Consider the following 18,569-nt stretch of genomic DNA (forward strand, 5'->3'; position numbering starts at 1 on the left):
ATGTGGTGGTGGGCGCGGTCTTCCGGGGTGCTGAGCAGGGCGGCTTTCCTCGATGGGGAGATTGCGTAAGTGCCGGTGACCGCCGACGCAAGTGCCGCCCTCCATCGTCCGGTACGGGCATCTCCAGCGGACTGCCAGCATGCGGATCGCGCCTACCTGTCTGCGGTGGTGATCGCGCCGAAGCGCGTCCGTGAGAGATTTCGCTCTGCCCTCAGCCCCCGCCTCGCAAGCGGTGCGTACGTCCGCTGGTCTAGGGTTCCGGGGGTGGTTCTGAGCGCACTGGACGTTGTAGGCGTAATCGAGTCAGACCCGAGAGCGATGAACGTCCTTCGGGCTACGGCCGACCTTGGATTACCGGACTGGTGGATCGGTGCCGGCTTCGTACGCAACCGCGTCTGGGACTCGATCAGCGGCCTCCCGGCCTTACCGGAGCGCGACGTAGATGTCGCCTACTTCGACCCGGAGAAGCTGGACGCGCGCGAGGACGCACGCGCCGAAGCCCAGGCCATGGAGGCCCTGCCTGGGGTGCCGTGGGAGATTCGTAATCAGGCACGGATGCATCTGCGCAATGGCGATGAGCCCTACACGTCCGCCCTGGACGCGATCTCGCGCTGGCCCGAAACGGCGACGTGCGTCGCGGTTACGCTGCGGGGTGACGCTGTTCGCCTGGCGTCTTGCCATGGGCTGGCCGACCTTGTGGGAATGGTTGTCCGCCCTTCTCCAGCCTTCAACAACGCAGCGGGCCGCGCGATGGTACGGCGCCGCGTGGAGGTCAAGGGATGGCTCGGCCGATGGGCCGGACTGCGGCTGGAGATCTAGCGCTCACGCCAGGCGAAGGGAATCCATCCCGACGGGATGTCCTCTTCTGCTGTCCGCCCCGGCGGCATCGGTCAACAACCGTCGATTGATGACGACTCCGGTATCGCCGCTGGTCACTGCCGTCGAATGTGAACCGATACCAAAAGATCAACCTTGATGGATCAAGCTGAGTGCCGACCGTAGTCATGCCTCCTTGGTGCTGTCGACTGCTTCGCAGGGCACCGCGCTCCGCCCGCGGGTGCTATGGTCGGCGCCGCGAACGATGCTTGCAGCGGCCCGGTTCACCCGGCGCGAGGGGAGCTGTATGCCAGTCATCGAGGTTTCCGACCTGACCCGCACGTTCCGCGCCCGAGCCCGGTTACGGGGCGCGGGCCGCATGGTCGAGGCCGTGCGTGGAGTGAGCTTCCAGGTCGAGCGGGGCGAGCTCTTCGGGCTGCTCGGGCCCAACGGAGCCGGCAAGACGACGACCATCAAGATGCTCATCACGCTGTTGCTGCCCACCGCCGGGAAGGCCAGCGTGCTGGGCTTCGACGTCGTCACGCAGCCGCGGGAGGTGCGCCAGCGGGTGGGGTATGTCTTCGGCGGCGACCGCGGGTTGTACGACCGGCTCTCGGGCCTGGACAACCTGCGGTACTTCGCCGAGCTCTACGCGGTGCCCGCCCGCGAGCAGCGCGGGCGCATCAGCGAGCTGCTGGAGCTGGTCGGGCTGGCGGGGCGCGAGAAGGAGCGGGTCGAGGGCTACTCGCGGGGCATGCGCCAGCGGTTGCACATCGCTCGGGGACTGCTGCACCGGCCCCAGGTGCTCTTCCTCGACGAGCCCAGCATCGGCATCGACCCGGTCGGGGCGCGGGAGCTGCGCCAGACGGTCAAGGGGCTCATCGAGACCGGCACAACCGTGCTGCTCACCACGCACTACATGTTCGAGGCCGACGAGCTGTGCCATCGCATCGCGGTCATCAGCGGCGGGCGCATTCTGGCCGACGGGACCCCGCAGGAGCTCAAGCAGCGGGTGAGCGCGGGCCGGGTGGTCGAGATCGAGGTCTTCGGGCTGACCGACGGCGCCGCCGAGCGGGTCCGGGCCGTCGGCGGGGTGCGCTCGGTGAACGTCGAGGAGCGCGGCCCGGCCCAGATCCTGCAGGTGCACGCCGAGCCGGGCGCCGAGCCAGCCCGGGCGGTGCTGAGCGCGCTCGACGGCGCGCGGGTCGGGCGGGTGGCGACGCGCGAGCCGACGCTCGAGGATGCCTACGTCGAACTGGTCGCCGGCGCATGAGGCCGCTGCGTGTGGTCGTCGTGGCCTGGTGGCTCAACCTGAAGATTCGCAGCCAGTCCGCCTTCGACGGAGTGCTCGGGGTGCTGTACCCCCTCATCTTCGCCACCATCGTGTTCCTCGTGTTCCGCAGCGGCCATGCGGCCCCCTCGGCCCTGCTGTCGGCCGCGGTCGGGGCGAGCCTCATGGGCGTGTGGTCGGCGACGAGCACGACGGCGGCGTCGTCGCTGCAGCAGGAGCGCCGCCAGGGCACGCTCGAACTGCTCGTGGCCGCGCCGACGCCGTTTACGCTGCTGATCCTGCCGGTAACCCTGTCGATGGCCACGATCGGCGCCTACAGTCTCGTCGCGACGCTGCTGTGGGGCCGCTTCGTGTTCGGCATCCATCTCGTGGTCCAGCGGCCGCTCGCGTTCGTCGCCGCGTGCCTGGCCACGGTCGCGGCGATCGGGGTGCTGGGCTTCCTGGTGGCGATCGCCTCGGTGCGGTACCGCTCGGCCTGGGCCCTCGGCTCGGCGCTGGAGTTCCCGGTATGGCTGCTGTGCGGATTTCTCGTCCCGCTGTCACTGCTGCCGGACTGGACCCGGCCAGTCTCCTGGGCGCTCGCGCCGACCTGGGGCATCGAGGCGGTCCGGGCGGCCGCGGCGGGCGGCAACGCGCTGCCCGGCATCGCGGCCTGCCTCGGCCTCGCCGCCGTGTACGGTGCCGCCGGTGCGCTGCTGGCCCGGCGCCTGATCGACTCGGCCCGCCGCGACGCGACCCTGGCGCTGTCGTGAACGCGCTGCGGCTGTTCTTCATCGGCGGCCTCACCAGCTACCGCGCCCTTTTCTCGTGGCTGAGCCCCTGGATTCTGGTGCCCACGTTCGTGCTCGGGCCGATCTTCCAGATTCTGTTCTTCGCCTACGTCGGGCGCGCCGCCGGGGTGCGCGACGACGCGTTCTTCGTCATCGGCAACGCAGTGCAGTACGCCTCGATCCCGTGCCTGTTCGCGATGGGGAACACCATCAGCGGTGAGCGCCAGCAGGCGACCCTGCCGCTGCTGCTCGTCTCGCCGGCGGCGCGCATCCCGCTGTTCTTCGGCCGGGCCCTGCCGGTGGTGCTCAACGGGCTGGCAGTCTCGCTGGTGGGGCTGGTTGCCGGCTCGCTGCTGCTCGGCGTGCACGTGCGGGCGGGCGCGCTGCTCGCCCTGGTCGCCGTCGTGGCAGTGTCGGCGTTCGCCTGCACCGGGCTCGGTCTCACCGGTGCCGCGCTGGCGCTGCGGGTTCGTGAGACGGCGGTACTGTCCAACATCATCTTCGGCGTGCTGCTCATCTTCGCCGGGGTGAACGTGCCGCTGGACGCGCTGCCCCCATGGATGGCGGCGACCGCGCACTGGCTGCCGCTGACCCACGGCATCGACGCGGCCCGGCGGGTGGCGGCCGGGGCCTCGCTCGGCGCCGTCCGCGCCGACCTGTTCGCCGAGGCGGGGCTCGGGGTGCTCTACGCCGCCCTGGGCTTGGCCCTGCTCGCGTACTTCGAGCGAGAGAGCCGCCGCCGGGCTACGCTCGATGTCGCCTAGCCGGCGGGATTGCACCCGTCCGCTTGCGGCTCGGTTGCGCCGCACCGCCGATGTCCGGGCCGGCGAGACCGGCAGACCGCGCTGGAGGTACGCAAGGCCGATCGCCGCAACCCGTAGGCATGCCCGGTCTCCGGTCTGCACGTTGGATGACAGGACGAAGCAATGCTCTGGCCGGTGCTGCTCAACACCCCTCTCCGGGAGCCATGGTCACAGGGGAAGCGGGTCACGACCCGGCTGAGATGGCTTGACGAGCCAGAGCTGCCCGACGATCTGGTATTGCGCCAAGTCCTCGTGCGTGCCGGCACGTTGCTCGACTTCGGCGGCCGGCCCTGGGCGCAGCTTATCGAGGCTGGCGACCTGCGCGCGGTCCGGGAAGCCGATCACCTGGGCGGCGACGTCGTGCTCGACGGATGCCTGGGCTTCGACGCGTACCTGGGGCTCATCGGCGAGTTGCCCGTCACGGTGGGCATCGTCCGGCGGGTACGGGCGGTGTTCGACCGGTATGACCGGGGTGCGGATGGGTGGCTGCGCCGCCGCGAGGACGTGCGCCTGACGGACGTGCCCGATACCCGCCCCGAGCGCCTGCGCGGCGATCCGCCGGTCGTCGAACCGCTGCCCGATGGGCGACCTGAACTCGGCACCATGCAGTTCCTCAGCCCCGAGCAGTACTTCCACACGAGCCGTGACCGGCTGCCTGCACAGCAGTGGCAGCCACGCGGCTTCCTCGTCGACCTCGACGTCGCCGACCGGTCTTGAGTGCCACGCATCGGCCGCGCCGTGCGCCCAGCGTTGATGGCGGTGACGACGCGTAGCGCGCTGCGCGGAGCTCGCACAGCGGTTCGCCCCAGTGCTCCGTGAGCCCGGCCGGTTCGTCCGCGTCGATCGCGACTTCGCCGCCGCCCGCAGGTGTTCGCATGCCATGGGCACGATGACCGGCGCCACCCGCGGGGCGATCGCCGGGCGTGTCTGCCACGGCTGCGCCGCGCGGATGTCCACGGCGAAGACCCGGCCGCGCAGGGCGTGGTCCGCGGGGCGGATGGAGCGCATGCCGCTGCCCCGGCTGCGGCCGGCTCGCGGCTTGGCGGAGCGCGGCGGGGTCGCGCGCATGTGGTCGCGGACGCGGCCGAGCACGGTGCTCAGCGCGGCCAGGTCGCCGCCCGTCATCGGCTCGAACAGCAGTTGGCGGACCCGCTCGACATGCCCCGGCAGCACGCGCGGCGATCAGCTCTCGGCCGGCGTCGGTGACGGTCGCGATGACGCCGCGCTCGTCGTCCGGCGACGGCGCCGGTCGTCGTCGAGGAAGCAGCCGTCGACGTCCGGTAACGCGACCGGGGCGGGTGAGGCGAGGGCGGCCGGGGTGAGCCAGGTGGCCGGGAGCAGGAACTCGTCGAGGGTGTCGCCGCCGAAGTACGACAACAAGGCCCGCTCACCGCATCAGGCGGGGCGGCCGCCAGCGCCAGGCGTCGTTGGCGTCGGGTGCGATGCTCCTGCTCCACAGCCCGGCGGGGGTCAGCCGGATCATCGCCGTGAGCGGGCGGTGGAAGCGGCGCGTGGTGTTGACCCGGCCGTCGACGGCGGCGCTGCGGGCGATCGCCTGGCTGCGGGGCCGGCGCTCGGTGTCGTAGCGGCGCAGGGCGGACTCGACGGTCGGCTCCTGCGCGAGCGCCGCGGCGAGCACGACGGCGTCCTCGAGGCTCTGCCCGGCGCCCTGGCCGCGGTCGGGGCTCATCGCGTGCGCGGCGTCGCCGAGCAGGGCCACGCGGCCGACGACGAAGGAGTGCAGCGGGGGCAGCTCGCGGATGTCGATGTGGATGACGGCGTGCGGTGGCGTCGCCGCGATGAGCGCCGGGATCGGGTCGTGCCACTCCCGGACCCGCCGGGCCACCTCGGCGTGCTCGTCCTCGAAGCGGATGCCCGGGTCGTCGCAGGTGGTCACGTACGCCCAGTAGGCGCGCCCGCGCGAGAGGGGATGGATCAGGAAGTACCCACCAAGGCCGAGGGTCACGCTGCCCGGCTGGTCGGCCACGGGCGCCACGCCCAGCCACGCGGTGCGCCCGAGGAACCGGGGCGCGGGCGCGTCCGGCCACAACACGCGCCTCGTCGCGCTGCCGATGCCGTCCGCCGCGACGACCAGGTCGGCCCGCAGCTCCCCGCCGGTGAACGTCACCGTCCCGTCCGCCCGCACGCCGGTGACCTCGGCTCCGGTGCGCACCCAGCCCGGCGGCACCGCGTCGAGCAGCACCCGGTGCAGGTCGGCCCGGTGGAACGCGAGCAGCGCGGGGGTGTCCGCGGCCCGTGCGCGCTGCAGGAAGCGGCCGTCGGGGGTGCGCAGGTTGCCGGTCGCCCGGGACGGCACCGCGGCCTCGCGGGCCCGTTCGCCGACGCCGAGCTCGTCCAGGGCGGCCAGCGCGTTCGGTGCCTGGGACATCCCGGCCCCGATCTCGCCGAGCTCGCCCGCGCGCTCCAGCACGGTGGCGGACCAGCCGATGCGGTGCAGCGCGACGGCGGCGGCGAGCCCGCCGATACCGGCTCCGACGATCACCGCGTGCCCGGTGCTCATGACTGCTCCTCGAGGGGTGGGGCGTTGCCGAAGACGTGGGCCATCCAGTCGAAGGTGGCGTGGGCCTGCCGAATCCGGCCCGCGCGCTCGCCGTCGGGGCCGACGAGGTCCAGGCCCTGGCGCGTGATGTCGAGGAAGGCCGCGATCCCGGCGACCTGCCTGCGCACGACGGTCTGCCAGGCATCGTCGGCCATGCGGTAGTACATGGTCCGATCGCCGGGCCGGGTGCGCCGGCTGAGGAAGCCCATGCCGGTGAGCAGCCGCAGGTTCATGGTGAGCGAGGCGCGGCTGGCCCCGATGGCCTCGCTGATCTGCGCGGCCGACTGCTCCGGCGGGTCGCAGATCATGAGCCACCCGAGCACCCGCCCGGCGATCGGCGACACCCCGTCGCGTGCGAGGTGCATCGCGATCTGATCCACCCAGGCGAGCGCCCGCTCGTCGTCGTTCACGAATTTCAGTATAAGCTGAAACTCATAGCATCTCCAGCGCCATGCCGCGGGGACCGCGAGCACGAGCCAGGCGTGCCGCAACGGCCCTGGTTCGACCGTCACGAACGAAGTTCTGGTATATCGAACTAAGTTCGTGTCAAGGTACTGTGAGCCGCATGTCCCACGACCCGAAGCAGCGCCGGGCCGCGCGGCACGGCACGCCGGACCCGCCGGCCCCGCGCAAGGCACCCATCACGGTGGACCGGATCGTCGACGCGGCGCTGCAGGTCGTCGCGCACGACGGCTACGACGCGCTGACCGTGCGCAGCATCTCGGCGGTGCTCGGGACCGGGCCCGCCTCGCTGTACGCCCACGTCGTGAACAAGGCCGACATCGACGAGCTGATCATCGGCCGGCTCTGCTCCGAGATCGTCCTGCCCGAGCCGGACCCGGCGACCTGGCGTGAGCAGATCGCCGGCGTGTGTGCCCAGATCCGCGACCAGTACCTGCGCTACCCCGGCATCTCCCGCGCCGCGCTCGCGATGCTCCCCACCAGCCTCGAGACGCTCCGGATCAACGAGGGCATGCTGGCCATCCTGCTCGCCGGCGGCGTCGCGCCCCGCACGGCGGCGTGGGCCATCGACGCCCTGTCCCTCTACGTGAGCGCCTACGCCCTCGAGAAGTCCATCGTCGCCCAGCGCCGCCGGCGCGGCGGCGACGAGTGGGTCCTGGGCCGCGACGAGCTCGCGCGCCGGCTCACCGAGCTGCCCGCCGAGGCCTTCCCGCAGATCCGGCGCCACGCGGAGGAGCTGACCACGGGCACCGGCCACGAGCGCTTCGACTTCGCGCTCGCCCTGATGCTGGACAACCTCCCCGGCTGAGGGTCGCGCACGCCCCGCCGGCGACCGGGCCGGCGGCGTTGGCTCAAGCGGGCGCCGTGGTCGCCGATTGGCCCTTGTGTCACCTGATGCACGATCCGAGTGCGCCGCGGCCGGTCGGCCCGAGCGGCGCTGGTACCGCACGATCGTCTTCGAGCTCACGGCGCGCACCGTCGCCGCGGTGGTGGTGCCGGTCGGCATCGCGCTGGTGTGGCTCGCGCTCGACCCCGCCGCGGCGGCCCGGCTGCCCACCGCGGGCCTGCGGCACCTGGAATGGGTCCTCGGGCTGGTGCTCGTGCTGCTGCTCGCCGAGGCGGTGTACGCGGCCCGCCGGCTGGCCCGGCGGATGCGGCGCGCCATGGCGGCGCTCGACGCCCTGGCCCACGGCCGCCTCGACCTGGAGCTGCCGGTGATGCGCGCCGACGAGATGGGCTGGATCGCCGGCACCGTCAACCAGGCGACCGAGGGGATGCGGCACCTGCTGACGGGCATCGCGCAGCAGGCCCACAACCTGCGCGACGCCGCCGACGAGCTGGCCGCCAGCGCCTCGACCGTCACCCGGCACACCGCCGAGACCGCCCAGCAGGCGGTCCTGCTGTCCGGGTCCATCGACGACGTCACGACCAACATGCGCGACCTGCTTGCCGGCGCCGACGCGGTGCGTGCCAGCATCGACGCCATCGCCACCCGGGCGACCAACGCCGGTCGCGTGGCCCAGGAGGGTGTGACGACGGCCGCCGAGACGCAGGCGAGCGTGACCCGGCTGGGCGCCTCCAGTGCGCAGATCAGCGGCGTCGTGGCGTTCATCAACGGCGTCGCGGCCCAGACGAACCTGCTGGCGCTGAACGCCACGATCGAGGCGGCCCGGGCCGGGGCGGCCGGCAAGGGCTTCGCGGTCGTCGCCGACGAGGTCAAGGGCCTGGCCCAGCAGACCGCCGAGGCCACGGGGAACATCGACGCGCAGGTCGCGGCGATCCGGTCCGACGCGGAGGCGGCGGCCGTGGCGCTGGGGTCGATCACCCGGGTCATCGACCAGATCACGGCGCACCAGACGGACATCACCGCCGCGGTCGACGACCAGCGCCACTCCACGGCCGAGATGACCCGTCGGGTCGGCAGCACCGGCGAGACGACGGCCGCGCTCACCGCCACCATCAACGATCTGGCCCAGGCGGCGAGCCGCTCCACGGACGGCACCCGCCAGGTCGCCGACTCGGTCGCGGCGCTGGCCGCCATCGCGGCGCGGCTCAGCGAGCTCACCGCCGCCTACGAGGACGTGCCGGTCACCCGGATCGGCCGCTCCAGCTTCGCCCCGCCGCCGTCGGCGCCGGAGGCGAAGCGCCCGGCGGCCGTCCCCGCCGTCCCCGCGGCCGGCCCGGGCACGACCCCGGCGGTCGAACTGTTCTGAGCGACGAGCGCGCGGGGCAATCATGTTTGCCGATAAACGCACGAGCATGATCACCCACCGTGCGAAGCTGATCACGGAGCCGCCCGATCGCCGGTGATGCGGCCCGAATCACGCGTTGTCGGCGTCCTGCGGGACGCCGGGGGGGATCGAGGACGGACCATGCCGTTGACCACCAGCGCGCCGAACGGTCGCGCTACCGACGTCACCCGCCGCCCGAACGTCATGAAGGGTGGCCAGAGCACTCGAGGCGGGCAGCGCCCCGCCGACAACGAGGCCAGCCGCCGTCAGGCGCGTTCCGTGGCCAAACAACAACAGGCGGCCGAGCGCATCGCCTCGGCCACCGCCGAGATCTCGGCCCAGAACGCCGAGGCGTCCGAGGCCTCGCGCCAGCTGAGCGACGCCATGCAGCAGATCTCCGCGGGCGCCGAGGAGGCCTCGGGCGCGACCCAGGAGAGCCTGGCCGTCATGACCCAGGTCGAGGAGCGCGTCGGCCAGCAGCAGACCGTCACCCGGCGCATCGCCGACCTCAGCCAGGCGCTGCAGGCCCTGCTGGTCGAGACCCGGGTGGGGATCAACGGCCTGCTGAGCAACGTGGACCGTGCCTCGTCGCGGCAGACGGCCTCGGTGGTGACCATCAGCGAGCTGGAGAAGCAGGCCGACGAGATCGGCGAGATCGTCAAGACCGTCGCCCACATCGCCGATCAGACCAACCTGCTGGCCCTCAACGCGGCGATCGAGGCCGCCCGGGCCCGCCAGCACGGCAAGGGCTTCGCGGTCGTCGCCGACGAGGTCCGCACCCTCGCCGAGACCAGCGAGCGCAGCGCGCGGCAGATCCGCGACCTCATCGACGAGGTCCGCACGAGCGTGACCAGCATCGCCTCGGGTGTGCAGCAGTCCGCCGAGACGGCCCGGACCGAGGTGGAGAAGGGCAAGGAGATCACGGAGCAGCTCGAGGTCATCCGCGACGGCATGGTCTCGATCATGACCGGGGCGACGGAGATGGCCGCCGCGGCCGTGCAGGCCCAGCGCGCCACGCTCGACGCCAAGACCCGCTCGGAGGAGATCGCCGCCGCGGCCGAGCAGCAGTCCGCGGCCTGCGAGGAGTCGCTGCAGACGGTCGGCCAGCAGAGCCAGGCGCTCCAGCAGAGCGAGCAGGCCGCCGAATTGCTCGCCGAGGTCGCCGAGGGGCTGCGGACCAGCACCGACATCAGCAAGAGCGCCGAGGAGGTCGCCTCCGCCGCCGAGGAGCTCTCCGCCGCGGTCGAGGAGATCAACCGCGCCGCCGGGCAGATCAGCACCGCGATCAACGAGATCAACACGGGCGCCCGGACCGCCGCCGAGAAGGGAGCGCTGACCGCCGAGGCGATCACCCAGATCGAGACCGGCGCCCAGCTGTCGGCGACGCGGGGCGCCGCCGCGGTGGAGCAGGCCGACACCATGCTCACCCAGCTGGCCGACAACAAGGTGTCGGTCGACTCGATGATCGAGGCGATCGAGCAGGCGGCCCGCAGCGGGATGGAGAACGTGCGCAAGGTCGGCGAGCTCGAGCAGATCTCCCGGCGCATCGACAAGATCGTCGACGCGATCGCGAACGTCTCGATCCAGACCAACATGCTCGCGGTGAACGGCTCGGTCGAGTCGGCGCGGGCCGGGGAGTTCGGCAAGGGCTTCGCGGTCGTGTCCACCGACATCCGCAACCTGGCCCGCGACTCGGCCGAGAACGCCGACCGGATCAAGGATCTCGTGAAGGCAGTGCAGGACCGCATCGTGGAGGTACGAGCCGATCTGGACGAAACCAGCCGGCAGGCGCTGGCCGAGGTGGAGGCGGCCCGGGCCACCACCGCCCGGCTCGTGGAGATCGAGCGGGACATGAACGAGGTGCGGGCCGGCAACGCCGAGGTGCGCGACTCGGCCGAGCAGATCTCCACGGCGCTCGGCGAGGTCAAGACCGGGCTCGACCAGATCGCCTCGGCCGCCAACCAGGCCGAGCAGCTGGCGACGCAGGCCTCCACCGCCGCCCGCGAACAGGCCCAGGGCGCCGAAGAGCTCGCGGCCGCGGTGGAGGAGATCGCCGCGCTCGCCGACGAGCTGCAGAACGCCTGAGCCGGTGTGCCGTGGACGATACGACGCTCATGCGTGAACAGGACCCGGCCGGCGCGGCCGTGGACGGCGACAGTGCGGACTATGTCACCTTCGACATGTCCGGGGAGCGCTACGCGTTCCCCATGAGCCGGGTGCAGGAGATCATCCGGATGCCCGGCGTGGTCAAGGTGCCGCTCGGCCCGCCCAGCCTGGAGGGGCTGGCCAACCTGCGCGGCCGGGTGCTGCCGGTGGTCAGCCTGCGCCGCTGCTGCGGCCTGGAACAGACCGAGCACGACGAGACGACCCGCGTGGTCGTCGTCGACAGCGGCGTGCCGCTGGGCCTCGTCGTGGACCGCGTGGCCAGCGTGATCAGCGTCGATCCGGACGCGGTCGAGCCGGCCGAGTCGGTGCAGGCGACGGTCAGCTCCGAGGTGCTCGTCGGCGTCATCAAGGGCGACGACGGCACGATGACCTCGATCCTCGACGTGGACGAGCTCATCCGGGCCCAGTTCTCCCGGATCCTCAGCGCGGGCGGCGGGGCCGAGGCGATGACCGCCGCGGGACCGGCGGGCGGCGAGACCGGCGCCGAGGACGACGACGCCGACGACACCCTCGAGCTCGTCAGCTTCGCGGTCGAGGGGCAGGAGTACGCGCTGCCGATCGACCAGGTGCAGGAGATCGTGCAGGCGCCCGAGGCGGTCAGCCACGTGCCCAACGCGGCCTCCCGCGTGCTGGGCGTCATGGACCTGCGCGGGCGACTGCTGCCGGTGGTCAGCATGCGCCGGGTCTTCGGCCTGCCCGCCGCCGACCTGCAGCCGCAGAACCGCATCGTCGTGGTGTCGCTGGACGGCGGCGTCGTCGGCGTCGTCATGGACACCGTGCGGCAGGTGCTGCGCGTGCCCTACGAGCTCGTCGCGCCGCTGCCGCCGGTCGTCGCCGCGCGCGGCCGGGCCACCGAGGTCGAGTCGGTCTGCCGGCTGGAGGGCGGCAAGCGGCTGGTGTCGGTGCTGAGCGTGGAGCGGATGTTCGACTCGCCGGAGATTCGCCGGGAGCTGCGCGAACAGCTCGACGGCGAGCCGGCCCCGGAGGAGACCGAGGAGCGGGAGATGGCCGACGACGGACGCGGCGACGAGGAGCTGTTCGTCGTCTTCCGGCTCGACGAGGAGGAGTACGCCGTCGACGTCGACGCGGTGCAGGAGATCATCCGGGTGCCGGAGACGCTCATCCGCGTGCCGAAGACCTTCAGCTTCGTCGAAGGCCTCGTGAACCTGCGCGGCACGGTGCTGCCGGTGGTGGACCTGCGCACCCGGCTCGGCGTGCCGAAAGCGCCCCGCGACGAGCGGCAGCGCATCATCGTGCTGATCCTCGGCGGCGTGCGCACGGGCTTCATCGTCGACTCGGTCGCGGAGGTGGCCCGCGTCAGCCGGGCGGCCCTGGAACCGGCGCCCGAGCTCTCCGACGAGCAGGCCAAGGTCGTCTCGCGGGTGGCGAACCTGCACCAGCAGCAGCGGATGCTGCTGCTCGTCCAGGTCGACCAGCTGCTCGGCGCGCAGGACCGGGCGGCGCTCGGCGATGTCATCGCCGAGCGGGACCTGGCCGTCGTCTGAGGCCCGCACCGTGCCCGCCAGGACCGTGCTGGTCGTCGACGACTCGGCACTGATGCGCAAGATGCTCAAGGAGATGCTCCTCGACGCCGGCGGCTTCGAGGTGCACACCGCGCGCAACGGGGTCGACGCGCTCGAACAGATCGAGCGCGTCGGGCCCGACGTGGTGACGCTCGACATCAACATGCCGGAGATGGACGGGCTGACCTGCCTGTCCGAGATCATGCGGCAGCGGCCCTGCCCGGTGGTCATGGTGTCGTCGCTGACCGAGCACAACGCGCTGGTCACGCTCGAGGCGCTGGAGCTCGGCGCGGTGGACTACGTGCCCAAGCCGGGCGGCACCGTCTCGCTCAACCTCCGCGACGTGCAGCAGGAGCTGGTCGGCAAGATCACGGCGGCGGCGAGCGCGCGGCCCAGCCGGGCGCACAACCTCGGCCGGCGGCTGCGGGCCCAGCGGGAGCGCACCGCCACCGCGCCACCGACGCCGCGGGCGCGCACGGCGGCGGCCGAGCTCATCGTCATCGGCTCGTCGACGGGCGGCCCGGCGCTGCTGTCGGAGCTGCTGCCGCAGCTGCCCGGGACCCTCCCGGCCGCCGTCGTCGTCGCCCAGCACATCCCGGCGAGCTTCACCGCGCCGCTGGCCCGCCGCCTCGACGAGGTGTGCCAGCTGCGCGTGCACGAGGTCGACCGGATCACCCCGGTCCGGCCCGGCAACATCTACATCGGCCGCGGCAACGCCGACGTGCTGGTGGCCCGGCGCACCGACGGCCTCGTGGTGAAGTCGGTGCCCGAGAGCTCCGACTACCGCTGGCATCCCAGCGTCGACCGGCTGGTCGCCTCCGCCCGGCGCAGCTGTGACCCGGCCCGCCTGATCTGCGCCCTGCTCACCGGCATGGGCGACGACGGCGCGGCCGAGATGGCCGCCGTCAAGCAGGCCGGCGGCCGCACCATCGCCGAGGCCGAGGCCACGGCCGTCGTCTGGGGCATGCCGGGCGAGCTGGTGCGCCGCGGCGGGGCCACCGAGACCCTGCCGGCGCACGCCATCGTCGAGCGCATCGTCGACTGGGCCGGCTGAACACCCGCAGGAGGAGCAACCATGGGACTGGTACGACGCCAGGCCGCCGACGCACCGCCTCCGGCCGAGGAGGGCACGGCGCGGCAGCGCCTCACCGACGCCGATCCGGAGCGCCGCCGGCGGGCCGCGCTCGACCTGGAGGGCGACGCCGAGGCGGTGCCGGCGCTGCTGGCCCGGGTCCCGGCCGAGCCCGACCCCGCCGTCCGCGACGCCGTGCTGACCACCCTCGCCGCGCTCGACCACGCCGACGTCGCGACCGGGCTGGCCCCGCACCTGCGCAGCGACGACGCGGCCCTGCGCACCGCGGTCGCCGGCGCGCTGGCCGCGATGCCCGCCTCGGTGCCGGCGCTGCTGCCCACGCTGCTGGCCGACCCGGATCACGACGTGCGCATCATGACCGCGATGATCCTGGCCGACCTGCCGCACCCGGGCGCCGCCGAGTGGCTCGCCGAGATCGTCGCGGCCGACACCCACCCCAACGTCGTGGCCGCCGCGATCGACGCCCTGCTGCCGATGGCCGGCCCGGAGCACGCCGACGTGCTGCGCGCGGCCCGGGACCGGTTCCCGGAGGACCCGTTCCTGCGCTTCACCGTCGACGCCGCGCTGCCCGGCGTGCAAGAGGCCGGCATATGACCAGCACGGCCACGGAGCCGTTCCGGCTCAGCGACGCCGAGTTCGAGCGCTTCCGGGAGTACTTCTACAAGCGCACCGGCATCCAGTTCACGCCCGGCAAGCGGTACTTCGTGGACAAGCGGATCGAGGCCTGCGTGCGCGCCTCGGGCCACGGCACGTTCGCCGCCTGGTTCGGCGCGCTGCGCGTGGGCGACCAGCCGCAGCTGCTGCAGGAGCTGACCAACCAGCTCACCGTCAACGAGACCTACTTCCTGCGCGAGGACTACCAGTTCGACGCGCTGCTCGACCCGGTGCTGGCGCGGGTGCTGGCCGAGCACACCCGCGCGGGCCGGCCGAACGGCCCCGTGAAGATCCTGTCGCTGCCGTGCTCGACCGGCGAGGAGCCGTACTCCATCGCCATCCGCCTGCTGGAGGAGTGGCCGCAGATCGACCGGGTCGACGTGGAGATCCACGCCGCGGACATCGACAGCGACGTGCTCGACCGCGCCCGGCACGGCAGCTACGGCGCCCGGTCGCTGCAGCGGGTGCCCAAGCCCTGGCTCGAACGGCACTTCCACGCCGCCGGGGCCGGGCGCTACCAGATCGACGAGGGCATCCGCGGCGCGGTCACGTTCCACCGGGTGAACGTGTGCGACACCCCGGCGATGCGCAAGTTCGCCGACTTCGACGTGGTGTTCTGCCGCAACGTGCTCATCTACTTCGACGAGCTGTCCAGCCGCCGGGCGGCCGAGAACCTCTTCGGGGTGATGCGCCCGGGCGGGTACCTCTTCCTGGGCCACGCGGAGTCGATGAGCCGCATCTCGCCGATCTTCGTTCCCGAGCGACTGCCGCAGGGCATCGCCTACCAGCGACCGACTGGAGCACGCCCATGACCGAGACCGAGGGGGCCCGCGTGCTGGTGGTCGACGACGCCGCCACGGTCCGGATGTACCACAGCCGGCTCCTGCTCGACGCCGGCTTCCGCGTCGAGCAGGCCGCCAACGGGCTCGAGGCCGTGGAGGCGGCGCTGGTCGACCCGTTCGACCTGTTCTTCGTCGACGTCAACATGCCCCGGATGGACGGCTACGCCTGCGTCGAGGCGCTGCGCGGCGACACCGTCACCACCTCCGCACCGATCGTCATGATCAGCACCGAGGACCGGCCCGGCGACGCCGAGCGCGCCTACCGCGCCGGGGCGAACCTCTACCTGGTCAAGCCGGTCGACGCCGAACGGCTGGTCCGGGTCGCCACCATGCTCGCCGGTGGGCCGGTCGAGGCGGGGGAGCGATGAACCCACTGCTCGCCCAGTTCCTCGCCGAGGCCGACGACCTGCTCAACCAGGTCGGCGAGGGCCTGCTGCAGCTGGAGCTGGACCCGGGCGACGCGCAGCGCATCAACGAGGTGTTCCGGGCCGCCCACACCCTCAAGGGCTCCTCCGGCCTGTTCGAGTTCCCCGAGCTGACCGCCCTCACGCACGCCGCCGAGGACCTGCTCGACGCGGTCCGGGCCGGCCGCGTGGCGCTGGACTCCGCGCTGACCGACGACCTGCTCGCCGCGTTCGACCTGATCCGCGGCTGGCTGGCCCACGTCACCGTCACCGAGCGGCTGCCCGGCACCGCCCACGACGACGCCGCGGTGCTCATCGTGCGGCTGCGCGCGCCGATCGGCGGCGCCACCGGGCCCGCCGCCGGCCCGGCCCGGGCCGCCACGGTCGCCGCCCACGCGCCCGAGTGGGTGGCCGAGCTGGGGGCGCCGGTCGTCGCGGAGCTCACCGAGTGGCTGCAGACCACGTCCGCGGCCCTGCGCTTCGTGCGCTACCAGCCCGACGAGGGCTGTTTCTTCCGCGGCGAGGACCCGCTGCTGTTCGTGCGGCAGGTCCCGGCCCTGGCCCACCTGGCGGTGCTGCGCCCGGACGCCTGGCCGGTCCCGGACGAGTACGACGAGTACGCGTGCCGGCTCGGCTTCGTCCTGGTCACCCGCGCCTCGGTCACCGAGATCGAGTACGTGCTGCGCTACGTCATCGAGCAGGTCGAGATCGTCGAGCTGGACGCGGCGGCGCTGCGCTCGCCCGCCCCGGCGCCCGGCGAGCCCGCGACCGGCGGCCCGCTCACCGGCGAGCATCCCGAGGCCGCCGCCGACGCCCTCGGCGTGCTCGAGGCCGCCCTGACCGCCCTCGTGCCCGGCGACGGCCCCTCGCCGACCGGCGCCCACCTGCGGTCGATCGCCCGGGTGGTCGCCGGCGCGGCCCGGGCCCTCGGCGCGAGCGTCGACCTCGACGACGCCGACGCCCCCGAGCTCGCCGCCATCGTGCGCGGGCTCGTCGACCGGCTCCGGGTGGCGGCCGCGCCGGCCGGCGGCGACGAGCGCCCCGTGCCCGCCGAGCGGCGCGTGGGGGAGCCGGACCGGCGGGCCGCGGAGCCCGAGGCCGGCCTCGTCGGCTCGCGGGTGCTCAAGGTCGACCAGGCGAAGGTCGACCGGCTCATGGAGCTCGTCGGCGAGCTCAACGTGGCCAAGAACGGTCTGACGTATCTCGCCGAGTCGGCCGAGGAGGAGTTCGGCAGCCGGGCCCTCGGACGGCGGATCAAGGACCAGTACGCCGGACTGCACCGCATCGCCGAGGAGCTGCAGGCGGCCGTCATGGACGTCCGGATGCTCCCGTTGTCGGTGTCCTTCTCCCGGTTCCCGCGGCTCGTGCGCGACCTCGGCCGGCGCCTCGGCAAGCGCATCGAGCTCGTCACCGAGGGCGAGGACACGATGGCCGACAAGGACGTCATCGAGGCCCTGGGCGACCCGCTGGTGCACCTCGTGCGCAACAGCCTCGACCACGGCATCGAGCCGCCCGAGGAGCGCACGCTCGCGGGCAAGCCGCCCCAGGCCTCCATCACGCTGTCCGCCGTCGCCGACGGGGACGCCGTCGTGGTGGAGGTCGCCGACGACGGTCGCGGCATCGATCCCGCGCGCATCCGGCAGAAGGCGTACGAGCGCGGCCTCATCGGCGAGGAGCAGCTGGAGGCCATGCCGGACGGCGACGCCGTGAACCTGATCTTCCAGCCCGGCTTCTCCACCGCCGACGAGGTCTCCGACCTGTCCGGCCGCGGGGTCGGGATGGACGCCGTGCGGGCCAGCGTCGAGCGGCTCGGCGGCACGGTGACGATGCGCTCGCAGCCGGGGTCGGGCACCGTCACCCGGCTGCGGCTGCCGCTGTCGATGGCCGTCACCCAGGTCATGGTGATCAGCGTGGCCGGGCAGCGCTTCGGGGTGCCGGTCGACCTGGTGGTGGAGACCGTCCGGGTGCCGGCCGCCGACGTCGGGCGGGTCCTGCACCAGGACGTGGTCGTGCTGCGCGACGAGGTCGTGCCGGTCGTGGACCTCGCCGACGCCCTCGCCCTGCCCTGGGAGCACGATCCGCGGGACGACCGGGCGGTGCTCGTCGTCAACGTCGGCGGCGACAAGGCCGGGCTGCTCGTCGAGCGCTTCCACCGCGAGGTCGACGTCATCCTCAAGCCGATGGAGGGACTGCTCGGCGGCGCCGCGCACTTCGTCGGGACCGCGCTGCTCGGCGACGGGCTGGTGCTGCTGGTCCTGAACCTCAAGGAGGTGCTCAGCCTTGGTGCTCGAGTTGCATGAGCGCACCGCCGTGCTCAGCGCGGCGGTGACGGTCGAGGAGGTGGAGGAGTTCGTCGGCTGGCTGCGGCGCACGCCCCGGGCCCGGGTCAACCTGCGCAACTGCAACCATCTGCATACCGCGGCTTTTCAGGCGATCCTGGCGTTCCGGCCGAAGATAAGCGCGGCACCGGTGGACGCGTTCCTCGCGACGCAGCTCCTGCCGGTGCTGAGCCCGCACAAATCTTTCGCCGCCACCGAGGAGACCCACGATGACGACCGTGATGCTGGTTGACGACTCCGCCACCATGCTGATGAGCCTCAAGACCATCCTGACCAAGGCCGGCTACCAGGTCGAGACCGCCGGCCACGGCCGCGAGGCGCTGGACAAGCTCAACACCGGCCTGCGCCCCAACCTCATCATCAGCGACGTCAACATGCCGCAGATGGACGGCATCTCCTTCACCCGTGAGGCGCGCAAGGCGGCCGGCCTGCGCTTCACCCCGATCCTCATGCTCACCACCGAGTCGGAGCAGACCAAGCGGACCGAGGCCAAGACCGCCGGGGCCACCGGCTGGCTGGTCAAGCCGGTCGCCCCGGACCAGCTGCTCGGCGTCATCAAGCAGGTCGTGCCCGGCTCCTGACCGGGTCCGGGCTGACGACCGCCAAAGGGAGTGC

19 protein-coding genes are annotated in these 18,569 nt (G+C 72.8%); 16 read left to right on the forward strand and 3 right to left on the reverse strand.

Annotated elements, in window-relative coordinates; genetic code table 11:
* The first annotated feature begins 264 nt into the window (after positions 1–264).
* From ACQP2P_RS20925 to ACQP2P_RS20945, 5 genes are all read left to right on the forward strand, one after another.
* Positions 265–819, forward strand: a complete 555-nt coding sequence (locus tag ACQP2P_RS20925; protein WP_433618365.1) for a nucleotidyltransferase family protein — start codon at positions 265–267, stop codon at positions 817–819.
* A gap of 304 nt (positions 820–1,123) precedes the next feature.
* Positions 1,124–2,089, forward strand: a complete 966-nt coding sequence (locus ACQP2P_RS20930) for an ATP-binding cassette domain-containing protein (RefSeq protein ID WP_433618367.1) — start codon at positions 1,124–1,126, stop codon at positions 2,087–2,089.
* Positions 2,086–2,859 (forward strand): ABC transporter permease, encoded by a 774-nt coding sequence (locus ACQP2P_RS20935; RefSeq protein ID WP_433618369.1) that lies wholly within the window; start codon positions 2,086–2,088, stop codon positions 2,857–2,859. Before ACQP2P_RS20930 ends, ACQP2P_RS20935 begins: the two co-directional genes overlap by 4 nt.
* Positions 2,856–3,641, forward strand: coding sequence for an ABC transporter permease (locus ACQP2P_RS20940; protein WP_433618370.1), 786 nt, complete (start codon positions 2,856–2,858; stop codon positions 3,639–3,641). The genes ACQP2P_RS20935 and ACQP2P_RS20940 overlap by 4 nt, the downstream gene beginning before the upstream one ends.
* Before the next feature lie 174 nt (positions 3,642–3,815).
* Complete coding sequence (locus tag ACQP2P_RS20945; protein WP_433618371.1) at positions 3,816–4,397, forward strand: hypothetical protein; 582 nt, start codon at positions 3,816–3,818, stop codon at positions 4,395–4,397.
* Positions 4,398–4,862: 465 nt separating this feature from the next.
* Here ACQP2P_RS20945 and ACQP2P_RS20950 read toward each other — a convergent pair whose 3' ends face one another.
* The 3 genes from ACQP2P_RS20950 to ACQP2P_RS20960 are packed head-to-tail and all read right to left on the reverse strand — an operon-like array spanning position 4,863 to position 6,650.
* On the reverse strand, positions 4,863–5,060 hold the full coding sequence (locus ACQP2P_RS20950; protein WP_433618373.1) for a hypothetical protein: 198 nt from the start codon (positions 5,058–5,060) through the stop codon (positions 4,863–4,865).
* 7 nt (positions 5,061–5,067) lie between these two features.
* Entirely contained in the window at positions 5,068–6,201 is a 1,134-nt protein-coding gene (locus ACQP2P_RS20955; RefSeq protein WP_433618375.1) for an FAD-dependent monooxygenase, read from the reverse strand.
* Positions 6,198–6,650, reverse strand: a complete 453-nt coding sequence (locus ACQP2P_RS20960) for a GbsR/MarR family transcriptional regulator (protein WP_433618377.1) — start codon at positions 6,648–6,650, stop codon at positions 6,198–6,200. Before ACQP2P_RS20960 ends, ACQP2P_RS20955 begins: the two co-directional genes overlap by 4 nt.
* Positions 6,651–6,805: 155 nt before the next feature.
* Here ACQP2P_RS20960 and ACQP2P_RS20965 point away from each other — a divergent pair, with 155 nt between their 5' ends.
* The 11 genes from ACQP2P_RS20965 to ACQP2P_RS21015 all read left to right on the forward strand — a co-directional run bounded on the left by ACQP2P_RS20965 (position 6,806) and on the right by ACQP2P_RS21015 (position 18,535).
* Entirely contained in the window at positions 6,806–7,510 is a 705-nt protein-coding gene (locus ACQP2P_RS20965; protein ID WP_433618378.1) for a TetR/AcrR family transcriptional regulator, read from the forward strand.
* A 76-nt stretch (positions 7,511–7,586) separates the two neighbouring features.
* Positions 7,587–8,915, forward strand: coding sequence for a methyl-accepting chemotaxis protein (locus tag ACQP2P_RS20970; RefSeq protein ID WP_433618380.1), 1,329 nt, complete (start codon positions 7,587–7,589; stop codon positions 8,913–8,915).
* Between the two features lie 159 nt (positions 8,916–9,074).
* Positions 9,075–11,018, forward strand: a complete 1,944-nt coding sequence (locus ACQP2P_RS20975; protein WP_433618382.1) for a methyl-accepting chemotaxis protein — start codon at positions 9,075–9,077, stop codon at positions 11,016–11,018.
* 29 nt (positions 11,019–11,047) lie between these two features.
* Positions 11,048–12,604, forward strand: coding sequence for a chemotaxis protein CheW (locus tag ACQP2P_RS20980; RefSeq protein ID WP_433618384.1), 1,557 nt, complete (start codon positions 11,048–11,050; stop codon positions 12,602–12,604).
* A gap of 10 nt (positions 12,605–12,614) precedes the next feature.
* Entirely contained in the window at positions 12,615–13,676 is a 1,062-nt protein-coding gene (gene cheB, locus ACQP2P_RS20985; protein WP_433618385.1) for a chemotaxis-specific protein-glutamate methyltransferase CheB, read from the forward strand.
* 21 nt (positions 13,677–13,697) lie between these two features.
* A complete protein-coding gene (locus tag ACQP2P_RS20990) occupies positions 13,698–14,309 on the forward strand; it encodes a HEAT repeat domain-containing protein (RefSeq protein ID WP_433618387.1) in 612 nt (203 codons plus the stop codon).
* The gene (locus tag ACQP2P_RS20995) at positions 14,306–15,181 is read left to right on the forward strand and encodes a CheR family methyltransferase (protein WP_433618389.1); all 876 of its coding nucleotides are present in this window, start codon (positions 14,306–14,308) and stop codon (positions 15,179–15,181) included. Before ACQP2P_RS20990 ends, ACQP2P_RS20995 begins: the two co-directional genes overlap by 4 nt.
* The gene (locus tag ACQP2P_RS21000; protein WP_433618391.1) at positions 15,178–15,579 is read left to right on the forward strand and encodes a response regulator; all 402 of its coding nucleotides are present in this window, start codon (positions 15,178–15,180) and stop codon (positions 15,577–15,579) included. Before ACQP2P_RS20995 ends, ACQP2P_RS21000 begins: the two co-directional genes overlap by 4 nt.
* A complete protein-coding gene (locus ACQP2P_RS21005) occupies positions 15,576–17,915 on the forward strand; it encodes a chemotaxis protein CheA (protein WP_433618393.1) in 2,340 nt (779 codons plus the stop codon). The genes ACQP2P_RS21000 and ACQP2P_RS21005 overlap by 4 nt, the downstream gene beginning before the upstream one ends.
* On the forward strand, positions 17,899–18,186 hold the full coding sequence (locus ACQP2P_RS21010) for a hypothetical protein (protein WP_433090143.1): 288 nt from the start codon (positions 17,899–17,901) through the stop codon (positions 18,184–18,186). The genes ACQP2P_RS21005 and ACQP2P_RS21010 overlap by 17 nt, the downstream gene beginning before the upstream one ends.
* Positions 18,164–18,535: a response regulator gene (locus ACQP2P_RS21015; protein WP_433618395.1), complete on the forward strand. Its 372-nt coding sequence runs from the start codon at positions 18,164–18,166 to the stop codon at positions 18,533–18,535. Before ACQP2P_RS21010 ends, ACQP2P_RS21015 begins: the two co-directional genes overlap by 23 nt.
* Positions 18,536–18,569 lie beyond the last annotated feature (34 nt).

It is taken from the genome of Dactylosporangium sp. CA-139114 (assembly GCF_050955725.1).
Taxonomy (GTDB): domain Bacteria; phylum Actinomycetota; class Actinomycetes; order Mycobacteriales; family Micromonosporaceae; genus Dactylosporangium.